The organism is Enterococcus mundtii, from assembly GCF_013394305.1.
Classification (GTDB): domain Bacteria; phylum Bacillota; class Bacilli; order Lactobacillales; family Enterococcaceae; genus Enterococcus_B; species Enterococcus_B pernyi.
This window is the reverse complement of sequence record NZ_AP019810.1, coordinates 2,168,522-2,185,694: the sequence shown is the minus strand read 5'-3', so window position 1 is coordinate 2,185,694 and position 17,173 is coordinate 2,168,522. Positions and strand designations below refer to the sequence as shown.

The following is a 17,173-nucleotide window of genomic DNA, read 5'->3' as shown; positions in this document are numbered from 1 at the left end:
GGCGTAAACTGCGCCTACACCAACTACTAATCCAGCACCAAGAAAGGACTACTTAAATGGACATTACTAAAAAAACATTTGGACAATCTGCACATTTAATTACTTTAACCAATCAACAGGGTACGACCCTCGCTGTTACCGATTTAGGCGCACGGATCGTCAGTTTGACATTCATGGGTAGAGAGTTGATTCTAGGTTTTGATTCAGCAGAAGAGTATCTCGAAAAAGATGCCTTTATCGGAGCAACGATCGGACGAACTGCTGGGCGGATCGATGCAGGCAAATTCACCCTCGACGGCCAGACGTATCAACTACCTGTCGATCCTGCAACTGGTCACTCCTTACATGGCAGTACGCCAAGTTTTGAAGAAAAAATCTGGCAATACGAAATCATTGATGGCGAACAAGAAGCCACTGTGGTCTTTACCACGACTAGTCCCGACAAAGAGCGTGGTTTTCCAGGGAATTTATCCGTAGAAGTTCGCTATACCCTTACAGAAGATAATATTTGGCGTGTCACAACGAAAGCAGTCAGTGATCAATTGACACTATTCAACCCAACCAATCATGTTTATTTCAACTTGAGTGGTGATGTGACGCAACCAATCGATGACCATACTTTGTGGGTCAACAGTCAAACCTTTGCTGCTTTACGACCAGATAGCATTCCGACAGGTGAACAAATAGAAGTGACTGGAACACCGTTTGATTTTCAAACACCAACAAAACTAACGACTGTTTTCACCAGTGACTTTCCACAAAAAGAATTATTTGATGGAATCGATCATCCGTTCTTCTTAAAGGACACAGGCTTAGATAAAACGGCCGCTTCTCTTTTAAGTCCAGATGAAACAATCAAAGTCAGTGTCAGGACGGATGCATCGAGTATCGTCATTTTCACTGCCAACTTTGGGGAAGATACACCTGAAATGCGCGGGCAACGTTTAGCGAACCATGGCGGCATCACTTTTGAAACACAAATCGCTCCAGGAGCAGAACGTTACCCTTCTTTCGGCGACATATCTTTGGTACCGGAAACACCATTTGAGACGATTACAGAATTCAAACTTGAAGCAAGAGAGGAACAAGACAGATGAATAAAACAGCACATTTAACAACGAAATTCAATGAATTATTTGGTGAAAAACCAACAACAAACTATTTTTCACCTGGGCGAATCAACTTGATCGGTGAACACACGGACTACAACGGTGGACACGTTTTTCCTGCATCAATCACTTATGGCACTTACGGCGTTGCTGCACGTCGAGAAGACAACAAAGTATTAGTTTACTCAACAAACTTTGAGGAAATCGGCGTGATCGAATTCACGCTTGATGACCTGACATTTGATAAAAAAGACAACTGGGCAAATTATGTCAAAGGAATGATCTTGAAACTAAAAGAAGCTGGCTATACCATCGAGAGCGGTTTTGAATTGGTGATTGAAGGAACGATCCCTAATGGTGCCGGACTTTCTAGCAGTGCTTCGTTAGAATTATTAGTGGGGGTTGTTCTGGAAGATTTGTTTGATTTAGCGATCGATCGCTTGACACTCGTTCAAACTGGAAAAAAAGTAGAAAATGAATTCATTGGTGTCAATTCAGGGATCATGGATCAATTTGCGATCGGTTTTGGAGAAATCGACCATGCCATCTTGCTAGATACGAATACATTACACTATGAAATGGTCCCAGTTAAATTAGATGGCTACGCCGTGGTTATCATGAACACGAATAAACGACGTGAATTAGCGGAATCAAAATATAATGAACGTCGCAGCGAATGTGAAGAAGCCTTGAAACGTCTACAAACGAAGCTGGACATCAAAGCTTTAGGCGAATTAGATGAAGCGACTTTCGAAGCGAATACGGACTTGATTGGCGATGATACCTTGATCCGTCGCGCACGTCACGCCGTCACTGAAAATCAACGAACATTAAAAGCAAAAGCTGAATTAGAGCAAGGAAACTTAGAAGCTTTCGGTCTATTATTGAATGATTCTCATTACTCACTCCGTCATGATTACGAAGTCACAGGCATCGAATTAGATACACTTGTAGATGCCGCACAAGCGCAACCTGGTGTATTAGGCGCACGAATGACAGGCGCAGGATTTGGTGGCTGTGCCATCGCTCTAGTCAAAGAAGAGGAAATCCCCGCCTTTAAAGAAAATGTCCATGCACGTTATTTAGAGGTTGTAGGATATGAGCCAGAGTTTTATGTAGCACATATCGGAAGCGGTACGACGAAAATTTAGTTAAAAACAGAAACATGCGTCTGGGCTTGGCAAACAATCAAACTCAGGCGCATATTTTATTGAATCATGATTTTGAATCTAGGTTAAATAATTTTGAAAAAATTTAAAAATCAGCTGTTGATTAGTTGCATCTTATTTTAATTATAAATTTCTTTTTCAGTTAAAAAGACAGAAAGAATGTATTTGCATTCTTTCTGTCCCAAATCATTCTAAAATTCTTTATTCCTCGTATCACTATTTTGACTTGCAACGCTACAAAGTGTTCAGTCGTTTAACCCAAGATCTCAACAATTGCTTTGTTGAATTCAGGCAAGTCATCTGGTGTACGGCTAGTAACTAATTGATTATCGATCACCACTGCTTCATCTTTGACATTGGCGCCAGCGTAAGCCACATCTGGACGAACAGTATCGTAAGCAGTCATTGTTCTACCTTCTGTTAGACCGGTTTGGATAAACAATTGTGGGCCATGACAGATAGCAAATAACGGTTGGTCATTTTTCAAGAAGTAAGTAACGAAATCAACAAAACGTTGATCCTTACGTAATTGATCCGGTGAGAATCCTCCAGGGATCAAGAGCGCATCGAAATCTTCAGGAGAAACTTCATCAATGCTGCGATCGATCGTGAACTCGCCACCTTTTTTGCCTTTGATCGTTTGGTTTGCTTCAAAACCAATCGTTGTCACTTCATTCCCCGCATTTTCCAATGCTTCTTTTGGTGAAGTCAACTCAATATCTTCGACTAAATCAGTTACGATTGCTGCAATTTTTTTTGCCATTTTTCCTCTTCCTTTCTTATCGCTTGATTCTAGCCTAAAGGATTTCAGAAAAGTGTGCAAATCATCTGTTTATGATTTATAACCTATTTTATTTAAAAGAAAGATGATAGTTTCTCTTTTAAAGTTAAGCACCTAGTTTTTCACGAACAATGGCTTCAGTCAATGTCTTTGAAAAATTTAGATGCATTTCTTTACCTAACTTATCTGCCCATTTTGGGATCGTTAACGTCTTTTTTACAGGTTCCTCTGTGCCTAAATATTCTGTTAGATCTACAGAGACCATTGAAATAAATGATTTTTCAGCATCATATTCTAATATGAACTCAGAGTCACTTTTAAAAGGGTTATTTTCTATAAGTGACAATGAACTGATAAGAGATGGTTCAGGTAATGTTCGGTCTTCTTCTATCTCAGCCGCCAAAAGAATACCTAAGTAATCAGAGGCATTTTCGAGCGCTTCAGGAATGTCAGATCCGCTTGTACCAGCCATCTCCGGAAAATCTGGAAAGAAAACAGAAAATCCCGAGTCATAGCCTTCACTTGTTTCTGAATAGAATAATGCCGGATATGAAATAAGCATGATCCTCCTCCTCTCTCAAGAAGCAGGAACAAAGCTATTTTAACCCTGCCTGCCTCAGTATCGCATGTTCTGTCCCTTTAGGTAGCTTGGAAGGAACAATAATTGGTCGATTTACTCCTGGTAGTTTCACTTTTATATGAGAACCTTTTCCACCTTTAACTTTTAACCCACTTATGGAAATCAAGAGTTTGACCATTTCCTGTTATGTCATTGGCATTGTTACAATACCTCCTGACATATCTATACTAACACGTGTAACACGTGAAAAAAATAAAAAACACGTGCTATACGTGTAAAAGCAAATATAGAAAAATTATTCAAAAAAAACCAAGGCAGCTATCTAGGTTCAGCTGCTTTGATTTATTTTCTGTATGTCGCTTTTTTATCCTCACGGCTACGGTACACTGGATATTCTCCGATCAATTGGACCGGAAATGCTCGCTGTTCCAGTAGTTTGATTGCTTCGTTCAATTTTGTATCTGCCTGTTCAATCTCTACTTCGATCACGAAAAAGTATTCACCTAACGAGGTTTTTTGCGGTCTAGACTCGATTTTGGTCAAATTAAGTTTTTGTTCTGCAAACACCGCAAGTACTTGATATAACGCACCTGGGCGATTTTCTGGCAAGTCTACAAATAGCGTTGCTTTGTAAGTACTGACTGGTAATTGAGATGACATCGGTGAGGAACCTAGTAGCCAAAAACGGGTTTCATTGTTGCGGATCGATTGGATATCTTGCTGAACGATGGTCAAACCAAACTGTTCCGCAGCTTCTTTAGGTCCGATTGCCGCGATTTTTTGTTCAGGATGCTCGGCAACTTGTTGGGCACCTTGGGCAGTCGAACCCATTTGCTCGATTTCCACGTCAGGGAACTGTTGCTTCAAAAATACTTGCGATTGTGCCAACGCTTGCGGATGACTACAGATTTTTGTTACCTCTTGCCACATCTGTTGATGCTTAGGATGTACCATCAATTGTTGCTTGATTGGTAAAACGATTTCTCCTTGGATCGTTGGTAAGGTTTCATAGACATGGTCTAATGTGGGCAATACAGAACCTTCGATGGAATTCTCGATCGGTACCATCGCATAATCGATCGCATCGTTGATCTGGGCATCAATCAAATTTGTTAAAGCTTGATACGGAGACCAATCGCCTTCGTTGAAATAATTCTTTACTGCACTATATGTGAAGGAACCTTTTGGGCCTAGATAACCAATTTTCATCGATTCATCACCTGCTTTATGATTTCTGAGACAACTTCTGCTGGTGATTTACCAGTTGTTTCTATCGTAAGATCTGCTAATGTTTCATAGTGTTTTTTCCGCGAAAAAAATAATTCTTTTAACTCTGTATCATCTTTATCGAGTGCCAACGGACGGGCTTGTTTGTGATCTTGGCGGATACGTTTGATCAAAAGATCGGGATCAGCTTTTAAGTAAACCACCAGATGATCTGTCAGCAGTCGTTGATTTTCTTCTTGTAGGATAACTCCCCCACCTGTCGCAATGATCGCTTCTTCTTGCAATGAGTTTTTCAGTAGCTTCGTTTCTTCCTGTCGAAAGGCAGCTTCGCCATGTAATTCAAAATACTGACTGATCGAACAGCCAAACTCCTCGACTAGTTTTGTATCCATATCGATCAATGGTTTCTTTAACTGCATAGAAAGCTTGCGACTGATCGTTGTTTTACCGGCGCCCATAAAACCAATCAGCACAATTGCAGCCATTAGTTTTTCTCCTTGATCAGACCAGCTAGATCAGTGAAGAAGTCAGGATAAGAAATATTTACCGCTTCTGGATGGTTCAATTCAACTGGCTCATCGGTCAATAATGCGGCAATCTGTAACATCATGCCAATGCGATGATCCCCATGACTGTCAACAATTGCCCCATGCAAAGGTGTCGGACCATGAATGATCAGCCCATCATCTGTTGTTTCGATGTTTGCGCCCATTTTTATCAATTCTTCCGCTGTCGCATCGATGCGATTTGTTTCTTTCACTTTTAATTCTTGTGCGTCCCGAATGATCGTCGTGCCTTGTGCTTGTGTTGCAGCTAATGCCAAAATCGGTAATTCATCGATCAAGCGAGGAATGATTTCTCCTTCGATCGTACACGCCTGCAAGTTGGCAGAACGTACCATTAAGTCAGCCGCTTGATTTTGTTGATCGATTTGCATTTCTTGGATCGAAGCCCCCATTTCGATCAATACATCTAAAATCCCTGTTCGTGTTGGATTGATTCCTACTTGTTTCAATAAGACTTCACTATCTGGCAAAATACTTGCTGCGACTAGATAAAAGGCTGCTGACGAAATATCCCCAGGTACCGCCACGTTTTGTCCAACTAACCGTTGTCCGCCAGCAAGTGTGATCACTTTATCTTCTACTCTGATTTCTCCACCAAATTGTTTGATCATTTCTTCTGTATGATTCCGTGAGCGTTCTTTTTCGATGATCGTTGTCTCACCATCTGCTTGAAGTGCCGCGAATAAAATCGCTGATTTGACTTGCGCACTGGCAATCGGCATCTCATATTCGATTGGTTTCAAAGGCCCACCAGTCACTCGTAAAGGTGGTAGATCTGGATGTTCGATCCCTTTAAGATCTGCACCCATTTCACGTAAAGGATTCATCACTCTCCCCATCGGGCGACGATTCAACGAGTCATCTCCAGACACTTCTGCCGAAATCTTACTTCCAGCTAAAATCCCTAAAAGTAAACGGATCGTTGTACCAGAATTACCTGCATCTAAACGTTCTGTTGGTGTTTGTAATCCCTCTACGCCATAACCATAAACATGGATTTTCTCTTCTTCCTCTTCTATTCTCACACCTAATTGTCTAAATATGGACATCGTACTCAAGCAATCTTCTGCTTTTAAAAAGTTCGTTATCGTCGTTTTTCCATGACTGATTGCACCAAACATGATGCTGCGATGAGAAATCGATTTATCTGCTGGAACCGTTAGCTCACCTTTGATCCCATGTGTAGCATTAAGTAATTGCATTGTCTCAACTCCTGATCCAACAGTGAAAATTTTCCGCTTGAATCAATGCTTGTCCTTTTTCTAAATCGGTTTGATTTTTGAAGGACAATTCAAGGACTCCGAAAATATCTTCTCTAGTTTCTTGTATTTTTAGATTGATGATTGAAATATCTGCTTGGCTCAAAGCCGTTGTCACCTTAGCAACTGCACCGGAAATATCCGGAATATCAACGTATAGATCATAGAACGCTGGAATCGTTCCTTGTCGTTTCTTCGGCAACTGATCCCTTGTTTGCTTCGCTTGTGCAAAAAATCGATAAATGGCCTCTTCATCATTTCTCGCAAGTTGTGTTTTCAATGTTTCCATGGAGGATTGCCATTCTTCTAGTAAAGACAGCATGATTTCTTGATTCGTTAATAAGATATCTGTCCACATTTTTGGATCAGAAGAAGCAATACGCGTAATATCTCGAAACCCTCCGGCTGCAAGTTGGGAGGCTCTTGGATGTTTTTGATTGAGTTCATCACTGGTTTGCACTAAACCAGCAGCCACGATATGAGGCAAATGGCTTAAAACGCCGACGATCTCGTCATGATTTTTGGCTTCCATCAATACAAATTTTGCTCGAGTCGGTTCTAATAGTTCCATCAGTTCAGCTACACGATCACTCTCATGATCATTGGTCAATATATAATAAGCTTCCTCGAACAAATTAGGATTGCCGGCTTTTACTCCAGATTTATGCGAGCCTGCCATTGGGTGTCCACCAATAAAAGTAAAAGGTAATTCCTTAGCCGCTGTCATGATTGCTGCTTTCGTACTGCCAGTATCACTGACCAATACAGTTTCCTTTAGCGGAAGTGTCGCTAATTGTTGCAAATAGTCCAAACTAACTTGTACAGGAACCGCTAATAAAATAACATCCATTTGACTTGCTTCTTCGATCCCAGACACCAGATGATCCACTAATTGGACTTCTTCTGCAATTTTTCTTGTTTCTGCTGAATGATCCCATCCATAAAGAGTCACATTCGATCCTTTGATGGCTCGGCAAAGCGAAGCACCAATCAGACCTAAACCTAAGACAAATACCTTTTTCTTCATATCAGTCTCCTCACTAAAAGTCTTGGATCATCTGCCGATGACTGGCAACAGATTTTTTCAGCTCACTCATGTTATCCGCTGGGAAATGTTCAAGGATCTCCACGGCAAGTGCTGTTGCAATGACGTGTTCAGCCACCACAGAAGCTGCTGGTACAGCGGTACTGTCGGAACGTTCGACACTTGCTTTATAGGCTTCTTTCGTGTCGATATCCACACTCATCAACGGCTTGTAAAGTGTAGGGATCGGTTTCATCACACCACGAACGATGATTTGTTCCCCATTTGTCATCCCACCTTCAAATCCACCTAAATGATTGGTTGTCCGGCGGTAGCCTTGTTCTTGATCCCAGGTGATTTCATCCATAACTTTAGAACCTGGTAAAGTCGCTGCATCAAAACCGATCCCAAATTCTACCCCTTTGAAGGCATTGATACTCAGCATGGCTTGTGCTAATTTTCCATCTAATTTTTTATCCCATTGGACATAACTACCCAAACCAGCCGGTACATTTTCAACCCGGACTTCGACGACACCACCTAAGGTATCACCTGCTTTTTTCGTCTCATCGATCAATGTTTTGACTTGTTCTTCGATCTCAAGGTCTACCATATTGACTTCGGAGATCGTTGTTTTTTCCTTGATCACCGCCACAGGTAGCACTTCAGGAATCGTTGCTTTGACCCCTCCAAGAACTGCTACGTGACTGGCAATTTCAATATCTAGTGCTGCTAGGATCTGTTTTGCTAAAGAGCCGATTGCTACACGCATGGTCGTTTCTCTAGCTGAAGACCGTTCTAACACATTCCTAAGATCTTGATGTTGGTATTTCATTCCACCAACTAGATCCGCATGTCCTGGACGAGGTTTGGCTACTCGACGACGTGTGACATGTTTTTCTTCGATTGGCTCGGCTGACATCACCGTTTGCCAATTCTTCCAGTCTTTATTCTCCACGATCATTGTGATTGGCGAACCAAGCGTTTTACCATGTCGAATACCTGAGGTGATTTGGACACGATCTTTCTCGATCTTCATTCTGCCACCACGACCGTACCCCCCTTGTCGTCTCGCAAGATCTTCATTGATTTTTTCAAGTGAAACTTCTAAACCTGCCGGGATACCTTCAATAATGGCAGTTAACTGTGGACCATGAGATTCTCCTGCTGTTAAAAAACGCATTTAGTTCCCCTCCTTTAAATAGTCTTTCACGGACTCAAGCGGAATTTCTTGGATTCTTGCTTGTCCGATTTTATCTAATAAAATAATTTTCAATGTCTTTCCACGTGCCTTTTTATCGTGGGTGATCGCATCATAAAGGGATTGCTCCTCCCAAGGTTGGTACTTGATCGGTAACTGATACTTTTCGATCATTTGGATCAATTGCGCAGTGATGCCCACTGGTGATTTTCCCATCTTTTCGGCTTGTTTGGTGATTTGCACCATACCGATCGCTACGGCTTCGCCATGACTGATCTGACCATAACCAGCAGTATTTTCGATGGCATGTCCGATCGTATGGCCAAAGTTCAGTAACAAACGATTCCCGTTATCGAATTGATCTTCTTCAACAACTTGTTTCTTCACACGCAACGCCTTTTCAATGATTTTTTCACTATTAGCCAGTAAGTCAGCAACTCCTGTTAATTTTGCCAAATCTTGCCATAGCGTTTCATCACTGATTGCACCACACTTGATGATCTCAGCGATCCCTTCTTGGATTCTACGCTCTGATAACGTCATTAACGTCTCTGGATCGATCAATACCCCGTCTGGTTGTGCAAATGTCCCAATCATATTTTTCGCCATGGGTGCATTGATTGCTGTTTTTCCTCCAATGCTTGAATCGACCTGTGCCAGTAGGGAAGTCGGGATCTGGACAAATGAAATCCCTCGCATATAGGTGGAAGCAACGAAGCTGGCTAAATCGCCGATCACTCCCCCTCCAAGCGCAATCACCGCATCACTACGCGTAAATTGTTCTTCTGCTAAAAACGCATAGAGGTGAGCTGCCATGTCGAATGATTTGCTGCTCTCCCCAGCTGAAACAACATAATGGACGACTTCGTAGCTTGCCCGCAACTGTTGACAAATTTTTTCGCCGTATATCGGAAAAACATTCGTATCACTGATAATCGCGATTTTTTTATTTTTCCAGATTCCTTCGATCCACTCAGACACATGATCGAGTGCATTTCGTTCAATGATGATCTCATAGCTTTTTTCTGGTAAGACAACTTCTAACATGACGCTCCTCTTTTCTATAAGGCTTTGATTTTATTCATTGCTTCAACTAAAATCTCGACTTCTTCCATCATTCGTAGGTAGTTCTTTTCATTCAATGATTGCTGTCCATCTGACCATGCGTGGATTGGATCAGGGTGGATCTCTACGATCATCCCATCTGCGCCACTAGCAACACCGGCTCTTGCCATTGGTGATACGAGATCCCAAACCCCTGTACCATGACTTGGATCAACGATGATCGGGAAATGACTTAATTTTTTAATGATCGGTACAGCACTTAGATCGAAGGTATTGCGTGTCGCTGTTTCGTAAGTACGAATACCACGTTCGATAAAGATGATGTTTGGATTGTTTTGTACCGCAATGTATTCCGCCGCGTTCAACCATTCTTCGATCGTTCCTGAAATCCCGCGTTTCAAGCCAATTGGTTTTCCTGTTTTCCCAACAGCTTCTAATAGACGAAAGTTTTGCATATTTCTGGCGCCGATCTGAATGATATCTGTGTATTCGCAAACGACATCGATATGGGCTTCATCCATGACTTCGGTAATGACTTTTAAGCCGTAATGATCCGCTGCTTTACGCATCATTTTCAGTCCTTCTTCTCCTAATCCTTGGAAAGCGTAGGGTGACGTTCTAGGTTTGTAGGCTCCTCCACGTAGGACTGTTGCCCCACCAGCTTTTGCCATACGAGCAGTTTCCATGATTTGTTCTTCGCCTTCTACTGAACAAGGACCAGCCATCGTCACAAAACTACCATCACCGATTTTCAAACCATCCACATCAACGACTGTATCTTGCGGATGAAATTCTCGAGAAGTCAGTTTGTACGTATTAGAGATTTTTACTGCACGCTCCACCGTGTCGTATCTTTCAAATGGTACACCTTGGATAATTTTTGGATCACCGATCAATCCTAAAACAAGACGATCTTTGCCATGGTTGATCTGAACGTCCAAGCCCTCTTCCTTGATACGTGAAAGTACTGGTTCTAGTTGGTTTACTTCAATTCCTGGTTTAATAATTAAAATCATAAGATAACATCCTTTTTTATTTTTATTTTTTTATCACTGTTTGAACACTTGATCGACAATGGAAAATCGTTCGTTGTTTACTTAAAATAACTCGTTGGAAAATGAACTGATGTGGTTCTCCTTTCGTTAGGTATAAAAAAAGCCCGCCGTAGACAAATCTACAGTGGGCCTTCACCAATTCTAACAAAAAAGCCACTATAGATTTTCATCTATGTGGCGGACAAGTCATCTCAAACATCCTTAGCCATCATAGATACAAACGTTGTGTTTGCACCCATGAATGTCATGAATACAAACCTATCTAAAATAGCTAAAGTAATACGTATTCAGTTGTGAATTCAATGTGATTTTCATAAGAAATCGCTCCAAACTGATTTAAGATTGGTTTAAGTATAGATTTCTTTCTGAAATAAGTCAACTACTTTTTCAAATCTTTTTCTCTTTATGCTAATGATCCTTTAGAAGACCGATGTTTTTTTAAAGTTCCTATTGATTTTTTCGTTGACAAAAAACGCGAACGTGTGTTCTAATCATGTAGAAGAGGTGACTGTTATGTTTAAAAATCAAAATCCTGTATTTGACTATCATAAAGAACCTTCTAGAGATATTTTATGTATTGATTGTAAGTCGTTCTATGCTTCTGTTGAATGTGTCTCACTTGGTTTAGACCCTTTAACAACCAAACTAGTTGTTATGTCGTACCCCGGAAATTCATGGGAAGAACGTGGTAGCGGGTTGATCCTTGCCTCTAGTCCAGCTGCAAAAAAAGCCTACGGGATCACGAATATCAGTCGTGCGCGTGATTTGCCCTTTCCTTATCCCAGTGATCTATATATTGCCCCACCACGAATGGCTTATTATATGGAGAAGAACAAAGAAATCAATGCGATTTATAAAACCTATGCAGACGAGAGTAACCATCATGTCTATTCGGTCGACGAAAGTTTTTTGGATATCACAAATAGTTTGAATTTGTTCGATGCTCCTGATGCCCGGACACTTGCAAAAAAAATTCGTCAAGACGTTTATGACCAGACAGGGATCTATACCACGATCGGTATCGGTGATAATCCACTATTGGCAAAATTAGCTCTGGATAATGAAGCGAAGGATACCCGAGACATGATCGCCGAATGGCGTTATGAAGACGTCCCTGAAAAACTTTGGCGGATTCCTCAGCTGACAGATTTTTGGGGGATCGGTCGAAAAACAGCGATTCGTTTAAATAAAATGAACATCCATAGCATCTATGAGCTTGCACATGCGGATTACTATCGTTTAAAAAGTGCAATGGGGGTAATTGGTACACAACTTTATGCCCATGCCTGGGGAATCGATCGGAGCTTTCTTGGTGAAGTCTACACCCCTAAATCAAAAAGCATCGGAAATAGTCAAATCCTCAATAAGGACTATACCCGCCGAGAAGAGATTGAAATCGTGATCAAGGAAATGGCAGATCAAGTAGGCACACGCTTACGACGAGAAGAAGCAAAAGCACAAGTAGTTAGTCTGTGGGTCGGCTTTTCTTTGGGCTACACAGATGTTTCAGGAAAAACTGGGTTTCACCAACAGATGAAAATCGAGCCGACCAATGCCAGTCATGTTTTAGCAGAAGCACTATTGATGATTTTTGATCGACATTATCAACGGCAAGATATCCGAAGTATCGGCGTCAACTGTTCTCGCTTAGTTTATGCGACTGGCTTGCAATTGAATCTATTCGATGATCCTAAAGAGCAAGTCAATGCGGCAAAGATTGACTTTGTCGTGGATAAGATTCGACAAAAATATGGATTTAAAGCAATCGTCCATGCACATAGTTTACTAGAAGGTGGTCGAGCAATCGCCCGCAGTTCGCTTGTAGGCGGTCATGCTGGCGGAATGGCTGGTATTGAAGGTGAGGGACATGCGACGCACGAAAAAAGAATTTCTCGATTACAATGAATACCGTGATCGCCCCTTTGGCTTGAAATGGGGAACCGCTTTTGCCATGGATGAGCTAGTTAAAGGGATCGAAGAAAATGCAGCAGTCGCCTTAAAAGACCTCCCTCCCCAATTGCAAATGACGAGAGAGGAAATCGACCAAGTACTATTACAGTCCTTTCTCTACCGACAAAAAGTGACCATCCAATTAAACACAAAAGATGAATTTGGTCGATATAGAGAAAATATCGAGGGCGTTTTCTTAGGCGAATGTGATGAAGAATATCTGACGATTGACCAGTACCAGATTCTCTGGGAGAACATTCGTCACGTTGGTTTGAAACAAGAAATGAAATGGTTTGAGTTTAGTACCAACAAGACATATGACGAACAAGTTTCCCGATCAATCGATTGGAACAAGCCAAACCAACAAGCTGAGTTGCAATTGATCAAAGATGAATTTTATCAAGCTTTTGAAGAGGAAAATGACTAAAAGGGAGGCGTTGCCGATGACAATGGTAAAGAATCATTTCGAAACTGTCATAATCACTGCTTATATTGCCAAACAAGAAATTACGATCCAAACAAAAAAGGGAGAAAACTATAGAGGAAAGATTCAAAAAAAGATGACAGAAGATGGCTTTTATGTAAACGAGGGCTTTATTGCTTGGGATGAACTTGATTCGATCGATTTAGAAGAGGAATATTTTCATTTTTGGCAAGAAATCGTCAAGCAAGCGATTGAGTAATTCAGATAAGCATTGGATTCTTCGGCCATTATTGAATGCTATTTCTCTCAACCTAAAAAGCATCAACCGGTAAACATGTAAAAAAGATTCTACCGGTTGATGCTACTATTCTCAGCAAAGAACGATTCTATTCGTAAAGTCTGAAAGCTTTAGTTCAAATAGTTTGGGTCAGCCAATAAAGATTGGATTTTATTTGTATCAATAACGAATTCTTGTGTCCCCATAGCACCAGGTGCTACCTCGTATTTATCAAAGAAGATAACCAGCTGGTGTTCTTTATTGATATAAAAACTAGGATCTTTTTTTAATAAAAATGAGCCATTATCCTCTAGAGCAAAATAAGTTGATTCTGGATTTTTTTCCATACGATTTTTCATCTGTTCTTCAATTTCCTTTGAAAGAGCAATGAGATAATCATCATTTTTAAATAATAAAGGCAAAGACACAAGTACCTCATTTTGTTTATCTAACGTGTCAAATTGATTGTTCGTTTGCGTACTTGCAATTGTCTGTTCGATTGAACGATCAATCACTAAAAATCGCTCATCATTGACCAATATGCGATATCCACCTGTTGTATCAATCTGTTGCCCGTTTTTCTTGATTTCTTTCACTCCTTCCTCATAAGCTTGTTGTCCCTCTGCGAGATATTTTCGATTCAACTGGTCATGGATTTCTTCTTTTCCAATTATTTTTGGAACAGCAATCCTGATACCCGATTCCTCTTCTTGGAATGAATAGGTTTTCCCAGTAATGATCGAAACCAATTCTCCGAGAACAGGGATTTCTGTCGCCCATACGCGAAAGTCTCTATTTTGAACACCTGCGAACAAAATAAGTACAGAGCAGACGATCCCCAAACCGATATGAACAGCATGTTTTACTTGTCGTTTCACCTTCACTTTTTTCTTGGCAATCGTAAAACGCTTGAATAGCTCATCTTCTAGCTGTTCAGGAATTTCCCCCGCTCGATACGCCTGATTCATCATACTTATTTTTTTCTTTGTTCCTCCCATTTCGCTATCCACTCTCCTTTATTTTAAAATTTCTTTGTAATTATCTAGTGAGCGATACATTTTTGTTTTCACTGTATTCTCATTTAAATTTAAAATCTGAGCAATTTCTTTCAATGTAAATCCTTCAAAAAATTTCAAGATAATAATCTCGCGTTCTGGGCTAGGCGTTTGGCTCAATAATTCACGTAATTCCATGTAAGAAACATCATTTTGACAATCGATGAATTCAAGTTCTGGACAGTCTTCCAATTCAAAATTCAAAGGCATTCGTTTATTCTTGCGCCAATAATCAATTGCTGTGCGGACTAAGATTTTATAAAACCAAGCTTGAAAATGATCGATCTTCTTTACCTTTGAGAAATCCATCAGCGCTTTTTGAAAGCTATCTTGGATAACATCTAGTGCATCTTCCGAACAGTGTGTATAACTATAAGCGATTCGATACATTTTTTGATATTGTGTCTCAATCAGCTGTTCTAACTGAGATTCATAATGTCTGACTCGCTGCTTTTTTGCTATCCGATTAAAAATATTAGATCCCTCCCTATCTCAAATAATAAATTTCACCCAGTTCTCGCATAAAATCCTTGTTTGCTTCCTTACGTGGTTGTGTATCTTTCGTTCTAGTCGACTCGCTTGTCCCTATCTCTTGTGGCTTTTCTTCTATGATCGAAAATGTATCCATTGAATACATCCATAAAAAAAGGCTGGTAAACAGGAACAATAAGACTAGGAAAATTAGTTCTATCGTTAAAAATGAATAGTTTTTTTCATGTTTCATACGCTCACTCCGCTTTCTTTTTTTATACTTAATTAGACGATCGTTTTCTAAGAAAAGTTTCAAAAAAATCAACTTTATTTTGAATCACTAACTTTGCACAAAAGACAGTTTGTGAGATTCTGATAAAAGTGTTAAGCTCCGCTAAAAAGCACCAAATCCCCACAATTATTCATCGATGGATTTTGGTGCTTGTTTATGTAGTATTCACTTCTAGAAAACCATTTATTCGTTTTTAGCAATCACAGTACCATCTGGCAGCTTATCTTTCCATTTTTTATCCGAAATTTTTTCTCCCAAATAACTCCTCACTTTTCAAAAGGCACGAAACCAACGATGATATCTTTAAAAAAAAGAGTCAGCGATTTGACGTACTCCAAAGGATAGACCCAAGTGGAAAATAAACCAGGCAAGAATATCAAGCATCACTAACACTCCAGTGATCAAATGAATCAGTAGCATAAAAAGCTCCTAAAATTTGTTTTTTCTTCCTAAAAAAACGATTACACTATTTCTCTAGTAACTCCTAGAACAAAATAAACGAGAGAATCCAAACACTTTTAAAACAAGTTTTAGATTTTCTCGTTTATTTTTCTGAGTTGTCCATTTATTTCACAACTTCTTTAAAAGAATTCACTGTGAGATCCCAGCCTAGCAAGTATCAATATTAATTGATCATTATCAATCTTATATACTAATAGCCAATCAGGACTGATATGACATTCTCTAAATCCCACATAATTGCCGGTCAAATGATGATCACGATACACTTTGGGCAATTTATGTTGGCATTGCAAAAGAGATAGCACCTTTTTTAATTTGGCTAAATCTTTCCCCTGCTTTTTTATAGTCTCGCTTGAATTGTGAGGTATAAAAAATATCAAGCATCTAAGTCCTCCAGCAACTCATCAACAGAGCTGAATCCACCATGAATATTGCCATCTTTAGCATCTTTTCTCGCTTGCAAAGTAGCCGAATTTTCCCTTTCAATTTTAAAAGGAAGTACCAGTTTAGTTACAGACTGTTTTTAAAAAACTGTAATTGCGGTTATCATATTCATACCCAACTCAGCAAATAATTGCTCAGCATCCTTTTTCAAATCCTCATCAATTGAGATATGGATTGGTTTCTTTTTTGTCGTTTCCATGTCATCACCTCTGCTATTTTTCAACATATAAACAACATAAAAGAAACATAAATCCGTTTTAAGAACCTACTTATTCCTCATTCTTCTAATGAACGCTCGTTCCAATCGTGGCCGATTATAGCGTTGGATCATAATAAATGGGATATTGACAAGAAGCGCATAAAAAACCATGACCCACCCCGCCCATTTGGGATTCCACAAAAAGAAAAGGAACGCTGGCGCAATCAATAGCCAATGTGTCAGCTCTGCTCTTTGTGTTTCAATGATGAATTTCTTCAGTGCGGCAGAATCAGTCTTACCGAGTCTTGATTTATCGAATCCACTCTTGGCAATCACAGTACCATCTGGCAGCTTGTCTTTCCATTTTTTGATTCGAAATTTTTTCTCCCAAATAACTCCTTGCTTTTCAAAAGAAAAAGAACGAAACCAACGACGCTTTCTTTCAAAAAAAGAGTCAGAAATTTGACGTACACCAAAGGATATAACCAAATGAAAAATAAACCAGGCAAGAATGTCGAGCATCACTAATACTCCAGTGGTCAAATGGATCAGTGGCATAAAAA

At 40.1% G+C, this 17,173-nt stretch carries 18 protein-coding genes and 1 pseudogene; 5 read left to right on the top strand and 14 right to left on the bottom strand.

Annotated features, from left to right (window positions below; genetic code table 11):
- The first annotated feature begins 56 nt into the window (after positions 1-56).
- Together HZ311_RS10470 and HZ311_RS10465 are read left to right on the top strand one after the other, a co-directional pair.
- Positions 57-1,097, top strand: a complete 1,041-nt coding sequence (locus tag HZ311_RS10470; protein ID WP_023519140.1) for an aldose epimerase family protein — start codon at positions 57-59, stop codon at positions 1,095-1,097.
- Positions 1,094-2,260 carry a galactokinase gene (locus HZ311_RS10465; protein WP_010736263.1) on the top strand — a complete coding sequence of 389 codons (1,167 nt, stop codon included), beginning with the start codon at positions 1,094-1,096 and terminating at the stop codon, positions 2,258-2,260. Before HZ311_RS10470 ends, HZ311_RS10465 begins: the two co-directional genes overlap by 4 nt.
- A 271-nt stretch (positions 2,261-2,531) precedes the next feature.
- Here the strand turns inward: HZ311_RS10465 and HZ311_RS10460 are convergent, their stop codons facing one another.
- The 10 genes from HZ311_RS10460 to aroF all read right to left on the bottom strand — a co-directional run bounded on the left by HZ311_RS10460 (position 2,532) and on the right by aroF (position 10,997).
- Positions 2,532-3,041, bottom strand: coding sequence for a type 1 glutamine amidotransferase domain-containing protein (locus tag HZ311_RS10460; RefSeq protein WP_010736264.1), 510 nt, complete (start codon positions 3,039-3,041; stop codon positions 2,532-2,534).
- A gap of 124 nt (positions 3,042-3,165) precedes the next feature.
- Entirely contained in the window at positions 3,166-3,621 is a 456-nt protein-coding gene (locus tag HZ311_RS10455) for a type II toxin-antitoxin system HicB family antitoxin (RefSeq protein WP_010736265.1), read from the bottom strand.
- Between the two features lie 34 nt (positions 3,622-3,655).
- Positions 3,656-3,817: a type II toxin-antitoxin system HicA family toxin gene (locus HZ311_RS10450; protein ID WP_023519139.1), complete on the bottom strand. Its 162-nt coding sequence runs from the start codon at positions 3,815-3,817 to the stop codon at positions 3,656-3,658.
- Positions 3,818-3,981: 164 nt separating this feature from the next.
- Positions 3,982-4,848, bottom strand: a complete 867-nt coding sequence (pheA, locus tag HZ311_RS10445) for a prephenate dehydratase (RefSeq protein ID WP_023519138.1) — start codon at positions 4,846-4,848, stop codon at positions 3,982-3,984.
- Positions 4,845-5,351 (bottom strand): shikimate kinase, encoded by a 507-nt coding sequence (locus tag HZ311_RS10440; RefSeq protein WP_010736267.1) that lies wholly within the window; start codon positions 5,349-5,351, stop codon positions 4,845-4,847. The genes pheA and HZ311_RS10440 overlap by 4 nt, the downstream gene beginning before the upstream one ends.
- Entirely contained in the window at positions 5,351-6,634 is a 1,284-nt protein-coding gene (aroA, locus tag HZ311_RS10435; protein WP_023519137.1) for a 3-phosphoshikimate 1-carboxyvinyltransferase, read from the bottom strand. The genes HZ311_RS10440 and aroA overlap by 1 nt, the downstream gene beginning before the upstream one ends.
- A gap of 4 nt (positions 6,635-6,638) precedes the next feature.
- Positions 6,639-7,718, bottom strand: a complete 1,080-nt coding sequence (locus HZ311_RS10430; protein WP_023519136.1) for a prephenate dehydrogenase — start codon at positions 7,716-7,718, stop codon at positions 6,639-6,641.
- A 13-nt stretch (positions 7,719-7,731) separates the two neighbouring features.
- Positions 7,732-8,898 carry a chorismate synthase gene (aroC, locus tag HZ311_RS10425; RefSeq protein WP_023519135.1) on the bottom strand — a complete coding sequence of 389 codons (1,167 nt, stop codon included), beginning with the start codon at positions 8,896-8,898 and terminating at the stop codon, positions 7,732-7,734.
- Positions 8,899-9,963: a 3-dehydroquinate synthase gene (aroB, locus tag HZ311_RS10420; RefSeq protein ID WP_023519134.1), complete on the bottom strand. Its 1,065-nt coding sequence runs from the start codon at positions 9,961-9,963 to the stop codon at positions 8,899-8,901.
- Positions 9,964-9,977: 14 nt separating this feature from the next.
- A complete protein-coding gene (aroF, locus tag HZ311_RS10415) occupies positions 9,978-10,997 on the bottom strand; it encodes a 3-deoxy-7-phosphoheptulonate synthase (protein ID WP_019722398.1) in 1,020 nt (339 codons plus the stop codon).
- A gap of 552 nt (positions 10,998-11,549) precedes the next feature.
- On the opposite strand from aroF, the gene HZ311_RS10410 reads away from it, so the two are divergent.
- The 3 genes from HZ311_RS10410 to HZ311_RS10400 are packed head-to-tail and all read left to right on the top strand — an operon-like array spanning position 11,550 to position 13,669.
- Entirely contained in the window at positions 11,550-12,941 is a 1,392-nt protein-coding gene (locus HZ311_RS10410; protein WP_071866707.1) for a Y-family DNA polymerase, read from the top strand.
- The gene (locus tag HZ311_RS10405; RefSeq protein ID WP_023519130.1) at positions 12,904-13,413 is read left to right on the top strand and encodes a hypothetical protein; all 510 of its coding nucleotides are present in this window, start codon (positions 12,904-12,906) and stop codon (positions 13,411-13,413) included. Before HZ311_RS10410 ends, HZ311_RS10405 begins: the two co-directional genes overlap by 38 nt.
- Before the next feature lie 16 nt (positions 13,414-13,429).
- Positions 13,430-13,669 carry a hypothetical protein gene (locus tag HZ311_RS10400; RefSeq protein ID WP_010736276.1) on the top strand — a complete coding sequence of 80 codons (240 nt, stop codon included), beginning with the start codon at positions 13,430-13,432 and terminating at the stop codon, positions 13,667-13,669.
- A gap of 149 nt (positions 13,670-13,818) precedes the next feature.
- Here the strand turns inward: HZ311_RS10400 and rsiV are convergent, their stop codons facing one another.
- The 4 genes and pseudogenes from rsiV to HZ311_RS10375 all read right to left on the bottom strand — a co-directional run bounded on the left by rsiV (position 13,819) and on the right by HZ311_RS10375 (position 17,168).
- Complete coding sequence (gene rsiV / locus HZ311_RS10395) at positions 13,819-14,685, bottom strand: anti-sigma-V factor RsiV (protein ID WP_023519129.1); 867 nt, start codon at positions 14,683-14,685, stop codon at positions 13,819-13,821.
- A gap of 18 nt (positions 14,686-14,703) precedes the next feature.
- Positions 14,704-15,216 (bottom strand): RNA polymerase sigma factor, encoded by a 513-nt coding sequence (locus HZ311_RS10390; RefSeq protein WP_178946812.1) that lies wholly within the window; start codon positions 15,214-15,216, stop codon positions 14,704-14,706.
- Between the two features lie 870 nt (positions 15,217-16,086).
- Positions 16,087-16,351 (bottom strand): annotated as a pseudogene (locus HZ311_RS10385) (type II toxin-antitoxin system YafQ family toxin).
- A 325-nt stretch (positions 16,352-16,676) separates the two neighbouring features.
- Positions 16,677-17,168, bottom strand: coding sequence for a glycosyl-4,4'-diaponeurosporenoate acyltransferase CrtO family protein (locus HZ311_RS10375; RefSeq protein WP_023519125.1), 492 nt, complete (start codon positions 17,166-17,168; stop codon positions 16,677-16,679).
- Between the last annotated feature and the right edge of the window lie 5 nt (positions 17,169-17,173).